Source organism: Acetivibrio saccincola (assembly GCF_002844395.1).
Lineage (GTDB): Bacteria > Bacillota > Clostridia > Acetivibrionales > Acetivibrionaceae > Herbivorax > Herbivorax saccincola.
The window spans coordinates 3564195-3577999 of record NZ_CP025197.1 but is presented as its reverse complement, the minus strand read 5'-3'; the positions used below and the strand labels follow the sequence as shown (position 1 = coordinate 3577999).

Here is a 13805-nt window from a genome sequence, read left to right as displayed (position 1 = left end):
GTTAAAAAATGATATACTATAATAAAAGGAAAAAGAGGAGTAAAAAATGCCGGAAGGAAGGATAAATAAGGAACATGACCTGGGCTACAAGCATTTATTGACGCATAAAAAGACCTTTATTCAACTGTTGAGAAGTTTTGTAAAAGAAGACTGGGTAAAGGAAATAGATGAAAGTCAGGTTATGCTTATAAATAAAAGTTATGTTCTGCAGGATTTTAAGGAAAAAGAATCGGATATAGTATATAGGTTAAAGATAAAGGGTAGGAACGTAATATTTTATTGCTTGTTGGAACTGCAATCATCAGTTGATTATCAAATGCCGCTAAGACTGTTGTTCTACATGATAGAGATATGGCGTGATATACTAAAAAACACTGAGCATCATGAGGCAGAGCGAAAGGGTTTTAAACTTCCCTGTATAGTACCTATTGTACTGTACAATGGAGTAAATAATTGGACGGTATGCAGAAGTTTTAGGGAAATGCTTGATGGCAATGAAATATTTTCAAATCATGTATTAGATTTTAATTATATATTGTTTGATGTAAACAGATATGAGGAAGAGGAACTGCTGGGACTTGCAAACCTTATATCAGGAGTATTTCTATTGGACCAGAAAATAGATTCTGAACAGTTAAAGGACAGGTTGGTAAAAATGATAGAGATATTAGGGGACCTGTCGGAAGAAGAATTTGGTTTATTTAAAGGTTGGCTAAAATGGATATTAAAGCCGAGGATATCAGAAGAATTGCGTTTTAAGATAGATGACATACTGGAAAAATCGAGACCAACGGAGGTGGAAAATATGGTTTACAATCTTGCCAATACAATTGACGAAATGACTCAAAAAGCTATGGAAAAGGGAATAGAAGAAGGAATACAAAAGGGAATAGAAGAAGGATTACAAAAGGGAATAAAAGAAGGGGTATTGAAAGTTGCGAAATCAGCCTTGGAGAAGGGGGCAGACATAGACTTTGTAGCAAGTATTACCGAATTGGATATTGAAATAGTAAAGAAACTAAAGGAAGAAATTGAAAGGACAAAATAAAAATTTTATAAGTATGTCAAAAGTATTCTAAAAGCAAAGAGAAGGGGAATAGTTCCCCTATATTTTTTGTTTAAAAGAGGGAATGAAGAGGAACTGCCGTATGAATATTTCTTTGTGTGGTGGTAAACGGCAGTAGGATAAACTTTCCGGATGCTCAGCCCTTTATTGATGAAAATGGACGTACACAGGTACCTGTAAGATTTGTAAGTGAGGCATTGGGAGCAGATGTAGGATGGGACGGCAAAACAAAGACGGTCACTATAGAACAGGGAAGAAATAAAATAACTTTGGTGGTAGGGAAATCAGAGTATACAGTTAACGGCAAGACAATGGAAATGGACACAACTGTGCTTTTATTGGAAGACAGGACATTTGTACCTGTAAGGTTTGTAAGTGAGGTACTAGGTGCAAATGTTGAGTGGAATGCTTCCATAAGGACGGTGTATATAACAACAGGAGGAACTGTGCCAACTCCAAGTCCTGAAGAGGGGGAAATAAGGTATTATGACGGCATTGCCTTTAATCCTGCAACAGATGTTGATGAATTTGGAAGGATGACAATAGAGAAGTCCCAGGAGTTTTTATTAAAGATGGCAGACCAGTTAGCTTTTGTGAAAGAAAACGGCAGGTATTATATTGTAGGTGAGTATCCTGAAATACCGGAGGAATTTGAGTGGGCAGTGGGGATAGGTATAAACCTCAAAAGCGGAGGAAGGCGAAATTTTTCAACTTTAACTGCCCGTAAAGAATATCTTATACCTAATGAAGGTTCTTTTAAAAAGGATACAACAGGATTGATAGATATAAATGATATTGATAGTTTTGGTATAACAATTTCGGTACTTAATAAGGATATAAATGAATAATACCTTTGGATGAAATTATTATTACAGTAAAAGGCTCCATGTATGATGATACAAATTAATTGAAAGGTGAACAATTGGTTAAATATTTTGCTAAAAAGGATAACTGTTGCTTTTAGGCGGCAGTTGTTCTTTTTGTAAGAGATGATATTTTACTATTTATCAATATTAAAATACATGGGTATTTTTTGTAAGTACATAAGTTTTAATATGGTAGCTTATCAGGAAAAAAGACAGGTACGGGAATGGAAATAGCTTTATGATATTTTCACAATAGTTAAAAAATGATATACTATAATAAAAGGAAAAAGAGGAGTAAAAAATGCCGGAAGGAAGGATAAATAAGGAACATGACCTGGGCTACAAGCATTTATTGACGCATAAAAAGACCTTTATTCAACTGTTGAGAAGTTTTGTAAAAGAAGACTGGGTAAAGGAAATAGATGAAAGTCAGGTTATGCTTATAAATAAAAGTTATGTTCTGCAGGATTTTAAGGAAAAAGAATCGGATATAGTATATAGGTTAAAGATAAAGGGTAGGAACGTAATATTTTATTGCTTGTTGGAACTGCAATCATCAGTTGATTATCAAATGCCGCTAAGACTGTTGTTCTACATGATAGAGATATGGCGTGATATACTAAAAAACACTGAGCATCATGAGGCAGAGCGAAAGGGTTTTAAACTTCCCTGTATAGTACCTATTGTACTGTACAATGGAGTAAATAATTGGACGGTATGCAGAAGTTTTAGGGAAATGCTTGATGGCAATGAAATATTTTCAAATCATGTATTAGATTTTAATTATATATTGTTTGATGTAAACAGATATGAGGAAGAGGAACTGCTGGGACTTGCAAACCTTATATCAGGAGTATTTCTATTGGACCAGAAAATAGATTCTGAACAGTTAAAAGACAGATTGGTAAAAATGATAGAGATATTAGGGGACCTGTCGGAAGAGGAATTTGGTTTATTTAAAGGTTGGCTAAAATGGATATTAAAGCCGAGGATATCAGAAGAATTGCGTTTTAAGATAGATGACATACTGGAAAAATCGAGACCAACGGAGGTGGAAAATATGGTTTACAATCTTGCCAATACAATTGACGAAATGACTCAAAAAGCTATGGAAAAGGGAATAGAAGAAGGATTACAAAAGGGAATAAAAGAAGGGGTATTGAAAGTTGCGAAATCAGCCTTGGAGAAGGGGGCAGACATAGACTTTGTAGCAAGTATTACCGAATTGGATATTGAAATAGTAAAGAAACTAAAGGAAGAAATTGAAAGGACAAAATAAAAATTTTATAAGTATGTCAAAAGTATTCTAAAAGCAAAGAGAAGGGGAATAGTTCCCCTATATTTTTTGTTTAAAAGAGGGAATGAAGAGGAACTGCCGTATGAATATTTCTTTGTGTGGTGGTAAACGGCAGTAGGATAAACTTTCCGGATGCTCAGCCCTTTATTGATGAAAATGGACGTACACAGGTACCTGTAAGATTTGTAAGTGAGGCATTGGGAGCAGATGTAGGATGGGACGGCAAAACAAAGACGGTCACTATAGAACAGGGAAGAAATAAAATAACTTTGGTGGTAGGTAAATCAGAGTATACAGTTAACGGCAAGACAATGGAAATGGACACAACTGTGCTTTTGTTGGAAGACAGGACATTTGTACCTGTAAGGTTTGTAAGTGAGGGACTAGGTGCAAATGTTGAGTGGAATGCTTCAATAAGGACTGTGTATATAACAACAGGAGGAACTGTGCCAACTCCAAGTCCTGAAGAGGGGGAAATAAGGTATTATGACGGCATTGCCTTTAATCCTGCAACAGATGTTGATGAATTTGGAAGGATGACAATAGAGAAGTCCCAGGAGTTTTTATTAAAGATGGCAGACCAGTTAGCTTTTGTGAAAGAAAACGGCAGGTATTATATTGTAGGTGAGTATCCTGAAATACCGGAGGAATTTGAGTGGGCAGTGGGGATAGGTATAAACCTCAAAAGCGGAGGAAGGCGAAATTTTTCAACTTTAACTGCTCGTAAAGAATATCTTATACCTAATGAAGGTTCTTTTAAAAAGGATACAACAGGATTGATAGATATAAATGATATTGATAGTTTTGGTATAACAATTTCGGTACTTAATAAGGATATAAATGAGGATTTAGGGATATTAGAAATTGCATATGTTATAGATGGCACTTTAAGTGACGGCAACGACAGAAGGGTGGCTTTTGTTCCGGAATCAGGTTCAATTCCACAAATATCTTATACCGATTCTTTTAACTTTGAGAAAATGTTTCAATGGTAAAAGAAGGTAGGTGAAAATATTAGTGAAAATAAAAGGTATTTTTATAATAATATTCATTGCTTTTATAATTGTTGGTGTATTGTTATTAGATAATTATGCAAAAGCACTGGGTAATAGTGTAAATATAGAAATTTTAATAGATGGAGTAGATGATGTGCCAAAGGTCGGACGTATAGGTGAGCCTATTAAATTTGAAGAGTATATTGAAATGTGGCATAGTAGCGGAGGTTATTGGATATATAAAGATATAAGGATTTATGATACTTCTTTAAATCGTGATTTACTTAATGAAAATACTTTAGCAGATGCTATTAAAGGAGAGTTTAAATTTGAATATGAACTGGATTCTGAGCTGTATGAGAAGTTGATTAAAACTGAAGATTTAAAGGTGGTTTGTTCGACAACTTTAAAAAATCCGACAACAGAAGACCAATACAGGAACTAGGAGCAATTGCCCCTTCACAAATAAAAGATTCTTCAGGGCATCTTGTAGAGGGATTTAAACTTGTATGCGGAGGAAAGGTATATGTTTCCGATGAATGCTCCGTTGGTTCAGGAACATTTAAAAATGGCGGGGCTGTGGGCTTTCGTTTTGACTATCCGATTGTACTGACCTTTTACGCACCGGGAAATGACCTGTCTGCAAATTTTGAAGAAATACCTTCAGGTGCTGTAAAAGACAGCGAAGTTTTAGTAAGTGTCGTAGTTAATTCCACCTTTGAAGAAGAAATAAAAACAAACTATGAGTGGGAAATTATAGATAAAAAGTGAAAAAATATGAAACAGAAAGGACATTTGATTTACCATATAATGCACTGTCAAGAAAAATACGCTTTCCTTTAGCTGAAGGCGAAGACATTACCGCCCATTTAACTAAACCACGGGGGGAATGGAAAAAAGGAAGTGTTGCTACAGGAAGTTTAAACATAGAGCAAAAAGATTCTCAAATATTAAAAGGCATTAAACTATTCAAATCATACAGCCCAAAGAAAATCAGTGTTAGTGAAAACAGTGATACAATAGTATTAAACCCTGATGTAACGGCAACTGTTGAAAGACCTGTTTTTGGAGATGACCCTTTAAAGAAGAAGTGGCTTAATTTACCTGATCCTAGAAAACCCAAGGTTTTAGACGGGGAATTTACATACGGTGGAGAGGTAAGAAGGACATATGTTTACAAAAGAGATACCGGTCTGTATGACGAAGATGAAATAGAAGTTGAAGGAGTGGCAAAGGCACCGTTTAATCCAGGAAGTGATAGAATATTTATAAATGCCTACATATATAACGGCAAAAAGGATTTAAAACCACCAAGTTTTGAAAATAAAATAGAGAACAACGGAAACATGTACTTGCAAAAGAGACTTTTATGGCAGAGTGAACCTTATACTTTTGACGTGATAAGATGGATGTGCCACATAAAGGCTACAGTGAATCAGGTACTTTAGACAGCAGGGATAATTTTAAATACAGGGAATATGTAAAAGAAGGCCAGAGCATGTACAAAATAACCGAGACTACGGAAATCACAATTAAAGTGAACAAAGACAATATAAATTTTTATACCCATGCACATATGCCTGACGGAGAGTACTACATAAGGGTATGGATGGCGGATATAAACCTTGCAAGTAATAATTTTACAAGCATAAATAATGCATACAATTCATTAGGCACTTTAAAAGGAATAGTACCTTTGGATGAAATTATTATTACAGTAAAAGGCTCCATGTATGATGATACAAATTAATTGAAAGGTGAACAATTGGTTAAATATTTTGCTAAAAAGGATAACTGTTGCTTTTAGGCGGCAGTTGTTCTTTTTGTAAGAGATGATATTTTACTATTTATCAATATTAAAATACATGGGTATTTTTTGTAAGTACATAAGTTTTAATATGGTAGCTTATCAGGAAAAAAGACAGGTACGGGAATGGAAATAGCTTTATGATATTTTCACAATAGTTAAAAAATGATATACTATAATAAAAGGAAAAAGAGGAGTAAAAAATGCCGGAAGGAAGGATAAATAAGGAACATGACCTGGGCTACAAGCATTTATTGACGCATAAAAAGACCTTTATTCAACTGTTGAGAAGTTTTGTAAAAGAAGACTGGGTAAAGGAAATAGATGAAAGTCAGGTTATGCTTATAAATAAAAGTTATGTTCTGCAGGATTTTAAGGAAAAAGAATCGGATATAGTATATAGGTTAAAGATAAAGGGTAGGAACGTAATATTTTATTGCTTGTTGGAACTGCAATCATCAGTTGATTATCAAATGCCGCTAAGACTGTTGTTCTACATGATAGAGATATGGCGTGATATACTAAAAAACACTGAGCATCATGAGGCAGAGCGAAAGGGTTTTAAACTTCCCTGTATAGTACCTATTGTACTGTACAATGGAGTAAATAATTGGACGGTATGCAGAAGTTTTAGGGAAATGCTTGATGGCAGTGAAATATTTTCAAATCATGTATTAGATTTTAATTATATATTGTTTGATGTAAACAGATATGAGGAAGAGGAACTGCTGGGACTTGCAAACCTTATATCAGGAGTATTTCTATTGGACCAGAAAATAGATTCTGAACAGCTAAAAGACAGATTGGTAAAAATGATAGAGATATTAGGGGACCTGTCGGAAGAGGAATTTGGTTTATTTAAAGGTTGGCTAAAATGGATATTAAAGCCGAGGATATCAGAGGAATTGCGTTTTAAGATAGATGACATACTGGAAAAATCGAGACCAACGGAGGTGGAAAATATGGTTTACAATCTTGCCAATACAATTGACGAAATGACTCAAAAAGCTATGGAAAAGGGAATAGAAGAAGGAATACAAAAGGGAATACAAAAGGGGATAGAAGAAGGATTACAAAAGGGAATAAAAGAAGGGGTATTGAAAGTTGCGAAATCAGCCTTGGAGAAGGGGGCAGACATAGACTTTGTAGCAAGTATTACCGAATTGGATATTGAAATAGTAAAGAAACTAAAGGAAGAAATTGAAAGGACAAAATAAAAATTTTATAAGTATGTCAAAAGTATTCTAAAAGCAAAGAGAAGGGGAATAGTTCCCCTATATTTTTTGTTTAAAAGAGGGAATGAAGAGGAACTGCCGTATGAATATTTCTTTGTGTGGTGGTAAACGGCAGTAGGATAAACTTTCCGGATGCTCAGCCCTTTATTAGGGAAGAAATAAAATAACTTTGGTGGTAGGTAAATCAGAGTATACAGTTAACGGCAAGACAATGGAAATGGACACAACTGTGCTTTTATTGGAAGACAGGACATTTGTACCTGTAAGGTTTGTAAGTGAGGTACTAGGTGCAAATGTTGAGTGGAATGCTTCCATAAGGACGGTGTATATAACAACAGGAGGAACTGTGCCAACTCCAAGTCCTGAAGAGGGGGAAATAAGGTATTATGACGGCATTGCCTTTAATCCTGCAACAGATGTTGATGAATTTGGAAGGATGACAATAGAGAAGTCCCAGGAGTTTTTATTAAAGATGGCAGACCAGTTAGCTTTTGTGAAAGAAAACGGCAGGTATTATATTGTAGGTGAGTATCCTGAAATACCGGAGGAATTTGAGTGGGCAGTGGGGATAGGTATAAACCTCAAAAGCGGAGGAAGGCGAAATTTTTCAACTTTAACTGCTCGTAAAGAATATCTTATACCTAATGAAGGTTCTTTTAAAAAGGATACAACAGGATTGATAAATATAAATGATATTGATAGTTTTGGTATAACAATTTCGGTACTTAATAAGGATATAAATGAGGATTTAGGGATATTAGAAATTGCATATGTTATAGATGGCACTTTAAGTGACGGCAACGACAGAAGGGTGGCTTTTGTTCCGGAATCAAGTTCAATTCCACAAATATCTTATACCGATTCTTTTAACTTTGAGAAAATGTTTCAATGGTAAAAGAAGGTAGGTGAAAATATTAGTGAAAATAAAAGGTATTTTTATAATAATATTCATTGCTTTTATAATTGTTGGTGTATTGTTATTAGATAATTATGCAAAAGCACTGGGTAATAGTGTAAATATAGAAATTTTAATAGATGGAGTAGATGATGTGCCAAAGGTCGGACGTATAGGTGAGCCTATTAAATTTGAAGAGTATATTGAAATGTGGCATAGTAGCGGAGGTTATTGGATATATAAAGATATAAGGATTTATGATACTTCTTTAAATCGTGATTTACTTAATGAAAATACTTTAGCAGATGCTATTAAAGGAGAGTTTAAATTTGAATATGAACTGGATTCTGAGCTGTATGAGAAGTTGATTAAAACTGAAGATTTAAAGGTGGTTTGTTCGACAACTTTAAAAAATCCGACAACAGAAGACCAATACAGGAACTAGGAGCAATTGCCCCTTCACAAATAAAAGATTCTTCAGGGCATCTTGTAGAGGGATTTAAACTTGTATGCGGAGGAAAGGTATATGTTTCCGATGAATGCTCCGTTGGTTCAGGAACATTTAAAAATGGCGGGGCTGTGGGCTTTCGTTTTGACTATCCGATTGTACTGACCTTTTACGCACCGGGAAATGATCTGTCTGCAAATTTTGAAGAAATACCTTCAGGTGCTGTAAAAGACAGCGAAGTTTTAGTAAGTGTCGTAGTTAATTCCACCTTTGAAGAAGAAATAAAAACAAACTATGAGTGGGAAATTATAGATAAAAAGTGAAAAAATATGAAACAGAAAGGACATTTGATTTACCATATAATGCACTGTCAAGAAAAATACGCTTTCCTTTAGCTGAAGGTGAAGACATCACCGCCCATTTAACTAAACCACGGGGGGAATGGAAAAAAGGAAGCCTTGCTACAGGAAGCTTAAACATAGAACAAAAAGATTCTCAAATATTAAAAGGCATTAAACTATTCAAATCATACAGCCCAAAGAAAATCAGTGTTAGTGAAAACAGTGATACAATAGTATTAAACCCTGATGTAACGGCAACTGTTGAAAGACCTGTTTTTGGAGATGACCCTTTAAAGAAGAAGTGGCTTAATTTACCTGATCCTAGAAAACCCAAAGTTTTAGACGGGGAATTTACATACGGTGGAGAGGTAAGAAGGACATATGTTTACAAAAGAGATACCGGTCTGTATGACGAAGATGAAATAGAAGTTGAAGGAGTGGCAAAGGCGCCGTTTAATCCAGGAAGTGATAGAATATTTATAAATGCCTACATATATAACGGCAAAAAGGATTTAAAACCACCAAGTTTTGAAAATAAAATAGAGAACAACGGAAACATGTACTTGCAAAAGAGACTTTTATGGCAGAGTGAACCTTATACTTTTGACGTGATAAGATGGATGTGCCACATAAAGGCTACAGTGAATCAGGTACTTTAGACAGCAGGGATAATTTTAAATACAGGGAATATGTAAAAGAAGGCCAGAGCATGTACAAAATAACCGAGACTACGGAAATCACAATTAAAGTGAACAAAGACAATATAAATTTTTATACCCATGCACACATGCCTGACGGAGAGTATTACATAAGGGTATGGATGGCGGATATAAACCTTGCAAGTAATAATTTTACAAGCATAAATAATGCATACAATTCATTAGGCACTTTAAAAGGAATAGTACCTTTGGATGAAATTATTATTACAGTAAAAGGTTCTATGCATGATGATACAAACAACTAAAAAACGAGAAGACAACAAATAATAGTAAGACAATTTAAATACTTGTCTAAAAAATAGCTGTCACTTTTTAGGTGGCAGCTATTTTTTATCTGGATAAATTCCGGATGAATAAGTTTTCCTTAAAAGTGGCGCAAAACGTCTTTCAAACTAATTTAAGGAAATAAAATAAAAAAGCAAAAATCATAAAAAAGGCAATAAACATAGAAAAACATTTTTCCTCCTAGCTTTATACAACCATTTTGTAGTATAATGTATATAAAGAACTCTACTTTTTTGCAAAAATGGTCTTACAATTTGAGTCATGTCACTTACCAAATCCATAATCAGGCAGGAAAGTTGAGTTGGGAAAAACAAAATATGGGGGAGGATGATGTAGAATGAGGTTTATACAAGCTATGTCCTACAAAGGTGCAGACTACTTGATGAAGCAAAGGCAGGAGAACCATGAAAAAAGAAGGGTATACTACTATGGTTTTCAAATTTTGATAGGCGGTATGGTAAAACTCATATTACTGACTCTTCTGGCTCTGATAACTCAAACCCTCAAATCATCAATTGTCATAGTACTTATATTTTCATCATTCAGGATGCTTGCCGGCGGATATCATATGGATACATACGGTAAGTGCATAGGGGTATCGGTAGGTCTTTTTATAATTGCCGGTATGGTATCTACATACACCTATCAGCAATGGCCCACATATTCAATTATTGCTTTAATTGGTATTGTATTTATCATCTCTATTATAAGTGTTATAAAATGGGCGCCTTCAGATAATCCAAACAGGCCGATTACAGATGAAAAGGAATTTTTGAGGTTTAAAAGGCTGTCAATTGTATATGTAGTAGTATGGGGAGGTGCTGTTTTGACAGCTTTATATTATAATTACAATATGTATGTACTGGCAGCATGTTTTGGGTTACTTCTGGAGGTGTTTTCAATTACTCCTTTAGGGCATAAATTTTTTGATACTGTTAAAAATAGTTTTAATAAGAAAAAGAAAAGAAAAGTGTCACACTGATATTAAACAAAATGACACAAAACACATTCATTTCTTACAATTGCCACAAAATACAACAACTTAACCCAATATAAGTTAATATATGGACGCATTATAAATTTTTATCTTTACAAAAAGCAATTAAAGTATTAAAATTTAAAATTAAAGCATTAAAATTTAAAAGATATGGTTGAATATTAGTAAACTACATAGTAATATATTTATTAAAAAACAATTAACTAAAAAGTTTGTAAACGCATAAATTTATTATAAAAGTTTATTGTGAAATATATAAATAGGCAGGTAAGGATTTAAAGATGAATAAGAATGAAATCAGAAAAAAAATATTAGAATTAAAAGAACAAAGGGACGCTATAATTGTAGCTCACAATTACCAGATTGATGAGGTACAGGAAATAAGCGATGTAATAGGGGATTCACTGACTCTCAGTAAATATTGTGCAGAAAGTACCAAGAAAGTTATTGTATTTTGTGGTGTGCATTTTATGGCAGAGAGTGCCAAGATACTGTCACCTGAAAAAACAGTACTACTGCCTGAGATAGATGCAGGATGTCCAATGGCAGATATGGTGACTGTAGAAGAATTAAGGAAAGCTAAGAAGAAACATCCTGAGGCGGTTGTTGTATGCTATATAAACTCATCAGCAGAGGTTAAGGCAGAGAGTGATATTTGTTGTACATCTTCTAATGCTATACAGGTGGTAAAATCCATTAAAGAAAAGGATATACTATTTGTGCCTGACCAACACTTAGCAAGTTATGTTGCAAAAATGGTCCCGGAAAAGAACATCATTCCGTGGCCGGGATACTGCATTACACACCACAGACTGACACTTGAGGATGTAAGAAAGGTAAGGGAACTGCACAAAGACGCTGAGCTTTTAATTCACCCTGAGAGCCCTAAAGAAGTTGTGGATAAAGCAGATTTTGTGGGCAGCACAAAACAAATAATTGAATATGCTTCAAAGTCCAAATCAAAGAAATTTGTAATAGGTACAGAAATGGGAATAATGTATAAGCTAAAGAAAGATAACCCGGATAAGACATTTTATCTGCTTTCACAGGGTCTGATTTGCCCGAACATGAAGAAGAATACCCTGATGAGTGTATATAATGCACTAAATGAAATGAAATATGAAATTAATATAGATGAAAACATCAGGGTTAAAGCAAAAGAAGCATTAGACCGTATGCACAATATCCAGCTTTAAACCTTTGAGGGGAAGCTTTAGGGAGATGAAGTGTTAATTGGAAACAGACAGGTATCTTATAGATTTTGACACAAAGGATATAGAAAAACAATGCTATGATGTGGTTATCATAGGAAGCGGCATCGCCGGTGTGTATACAGCATTGGAGATACCAAAAGATTATAATGTCCTAATTTTAACAAAGGAAACTATAGAGATAAGCAATTCCGTACTGGCTCAGGGAGGAATTGCTGTATCTTTAGATAAGGATGATTCCCCAGGACTTCATTTTAAAGATACAATTAAGGCCGGTGCAGGTCTATGCAATGAGGAGAGCGTATGGGTGCTTGTAAATGAAGCAGCCCAAAACATAGAAACCCTGTGCGAGTATGGGGTTGAATTTGACAAAGAAGGCATCAACCGGCTTTCGCTGACAAGGGAAGGGGCTCACAGTAAAAGAAGAATAATACATGCAGGGGATACCACAGGAAAGGAAGTCTGCGACAAGCTGGTTTCCGTTGTAAGGACAAAGGAAAATGTAAAAATAAAAGAAAGAACCTTTGCTGTGGATCTTATAACAGAAGGGGATGCTTGCAAAGGCGTTTTAGCCTATGATGAAGATACATCTTCATACATTTTATATTTATCTAAAATGGTAATTTGTGCTACAGGTGGTTTTAGCAAGCTTTATTCATACACAACCAACCCGGAAGTTGCAACAGGGGATGGTGCTGCATTGGCATACAGGGCAGGGGCGGAATTAATGGATTTAGAATTCATTCAATTCCACCCGACAGTATTATTTCACCCTGAAAATAAAAGCTTTCTTATCTCTGAAGCAGTAAGGGGTGAGGGGGCTTACCTTAGGAATGTCAATGGAGAAAAATTTATGCCCCAATATCATGAGCTTGCTGAATTAGCACCAAGGGATATTGTTTCCAGGGCGATTTTTAACGAAATGCAAAAAACTAAATCTAGCAATGTGTATCTTGATATAACATTTAAGGATAAGGAATATTTGCAAAAGAGATTTCCCAAAATATATGAAACCTGCTTAAGCTACGGGATAGACATGTCAAAGGACTATATCCCTGTTGCTCCTGCTGCCCACTACTGTATGGGGGGGATTAAGACGGATATTTACGGCAGGACAAATATAAAAGGGTTGTACGCCTGCGGGGAAGCTGCCTGCAATGGTATTCACGGCGCCAACAGGCTTGCAAGCAATTCATTGCTGGAAGGTCTTGTATTTGGAAGAAAAATAGGATTTGAAGTTCAAAGTGTGATTAAAAAGGGTAAAGAGCCTTTAGAATTCAATGATTTTTCGGTAAAATCAAAAAGAGTTTCAAAAGCTATAAATAAAGAGGAAGTAAAATCAGAAATACAAAATATTATGACAAAGTATGTAGGAATAATAAGAGACCGTGGAGGTCTTCTTTATGCCAAAGATAAAATAAATGAATATTATAACGCCGTGAAAGATATGGAAAATCACGGAATAGAGGATTTTGAACTGCAAAATATAATTTTGTTATCAAAATTGGTTGTTGAATCTGCTTTAGAACGTGAAGAAAGCAGAGGCGCACACTACAGGATGGATTTTCCAGAAACTAATGATGTAAAATGGAAGAAAAACATAATAAAATCTAAAAAATAGCACATAATAATAGGGAAGGATT

Annotated in this window: 17 protein-coding genes; all 17 read left to right on the top strand. The window is 34.9% G+C overall.

What is annotated here, in order from left to right; all coding sequences use genetic code 11:
- The first annotated feature begins 46 nt into the window (after positions 1–46).
- The 17 genes from HVS_RS16090 to nadB all read left to right on the top strand — a co-directional run bounded on the left by HVS_RS16090 (position 47) and on the right by nadB (position 13783).
- On the top strand, positions 47–1048 hold the full coding sequence (locus tag HVS_RS16090; RefSeq protein ID WP_101303972.1) for an Rpn family recombination-promoting nuclease/putative transposase: 1002 nt from the start codon (positions 47–49) through the stop codon (positions 1046–1048).
- Between the two features lie 119 nt (positions 1049–1167).
- The gene (locus HVS_RS16085; protein ID WP_159063478.1) at positions 1168–1914 is read left to right on the top strand and encodes a copper amine oxidase N-terminal domain-containing protein; all 747 of its coding nucleotides are present in this window, start codon (positions 1168–1170) and stop codon (positions 1912–1914) included.
- Between the two features lie 319 nt (positions 1915–2233).
- Positions 2234–3211, top strand: coding sequence for an Rpn family recombination-promoting nuclease/putative transposase (locus HVS_RS16080; protein ID WP_101303968.1), 978 nt, complete (start codon positions 2234–2236; stop codon positions 3209–3211).
- Between the two features lie 119 nt (positions 3212–3330).
- Positions 3331–4224 (top strand): copper amine oxidase N-terminal domain-containing protein, encoded by an 894-nt coding sequence (locus tag HVS_RS16075; RefSeq protein WP_159063477.1) that lies wholly within the window; start codon positions 3331–3333, stop codon positions 4222–4224.
- 22 nt (positions 4225–4246) lie between these two features.
- Positions 4247–4669 (top strand): hypothetical protein, encoded by a 423-nt coding sequence (locus HVS_RS16070; RefSeq protein WP_101303956.1) that lies wholly within the window; start codon positions 4247–4249, stop codon positions 4667–4669.
- Positions 4618–4995 (top strand): hypothetical protein, encoded by a 378-nt coding sequence (locus HVS_RS16820; protein ID WP_101303954.1) that lies wholly within the window; start codon positions 4618–4620, stop codon positions 4993–4995. Before HVS_RS16070 ends, HVS_RS16820 begins: the two co-directional genes overlap by 52 nt.
- Positions 4992–5672, top strand: a complete 681-nt coding sequence (locus HVS_RS16815; RefSeq protein ID WP_101303964.1) for a hypothetical protein — start codon at positions 4992–4994, stop codon at positions 5670–5672. Before HVS_RS16820 ends, HVS_RS16815 begins: the two co-directional genes overlap by 4 nt.
- Positions 5630–5974: a hypothetical protein gene (locus HVS_RS16810; RefSeq protein ID WP_101303962.1), complete on the top strand. Its 345-nt coding sequence runs from the start codon at positions 5630–5632 to the stop codon at positions 5972–5974. The genes HVS_RS16815 and HVS_RS16810 overlap by 43 nt, the downstream gene beginning before the upstream one ends.
- Before the next feature lie 260 nt (positions 5975–6234).
- Positions 6235–7248 carry an Rpn family recombination-promoting nuclease/putative transposase gene (locus tag HVS_RS16050; RefSeq protein ID WP_101303960.1) on the top strand — a complete coding sequence of 338 codons (1014 nt, stop codon included), beginning with the start codon at positions 6235–6237 and terminating at the stop codon, positions 7246–7248.
- 190 nt (positions 7249–7438) lie between these two features.
- On the top strand, positions 7439–8161 hold the full coding sequence (locus HVS_RS16045) for a copper amine oxidase N-terminal domain-containing protein (RefSeq protein WP_207654788.1): 723 nt from the start codon (positions 7439–7441) through the stop codon (positions 8159–8161).
- A gap of 22 nt (positions 8162–8183) precedes the next feature.
- Complete coding sequence (locus tag HVS_RS16040; protein WP_101303956.1) at positions 8184–8606, top strand: hypothetical protein; 423 nt, start codon at positions 8184–8186, stop codon at positions 8604–8606.
- Complete coding sequence (locus tag HVS_RS16035) at positions 8555–8932, top strand: hypothetical protein (protein ID WP_101303954.1); 378 nt, start codon at positions 8555–8557, stop codon at positions 8930–8932. Before HVS_RS16040 ends, HVS_RS16035 begins: the two co-directional genes overlap by 52 nt.
- Positions 8929–9609, top strand: coding sequence for a hypothetical protein (locus HVS_RS16030; protein ID WP_101303952.1), 681 nt, complete (start codon positions 8929–8931; stop codon positions 9607–9609). The genes HVS_RS16035 and HVS_RS16030 overlap by 4 nt, the downstream gene beginning before the upstream one ends.
- Positions 9567–9914 (top strand): hypothetical protein, encoded by a 348-nt coding sequence (locus HVS_RS16025; RefSeq protein WP_101303950.1) that lies wholly within the window; start codon positions 9567–9569, stop codon positions 9912–9914. Before HVS_RS16030 ends, HVS_RS16025 begins: the two co-directional genes overlap by 43 nt.
- A 377-nt stretch (positions 9915–10291) precedes the next feature.
- Complete coding sequence (locus HVS_RS16020) at positions 10292–10936, top strand: accessory gene regulator ArgB-like protein (RefSeq protein WP_101303947.1); 645 nt, start codon at positions 10292–10294, stop codon at positions 10934–10936.
- A gap of 296 nt (positions 10937–11232) precedes the next feature.
- A complete protein-coding gene (nadA, locus tag HVS_RS16015) occupies positions 11233–12147 on the top strand; it encodes a quinolinate synthase NadA (RefSeq protein ID WP_101303945.1) in 915 nt (304 codons plus the stop codon).
- Positions 12148–12184: 37 nt separating this feature from the next.
- Positions 12185–13783: an L-aspartate oxidase gene (gene nadB / locus HVS_RS16010; RefSeq protein ID WP_101303943.1), complete on the top strand. Its 1599-nt coding sequence runs from the start codon at positions 12185–12187 to the stop codon at positions 13781–13783.
- Positions 13784–13805 lie beyond the last annotated feature (22 nt).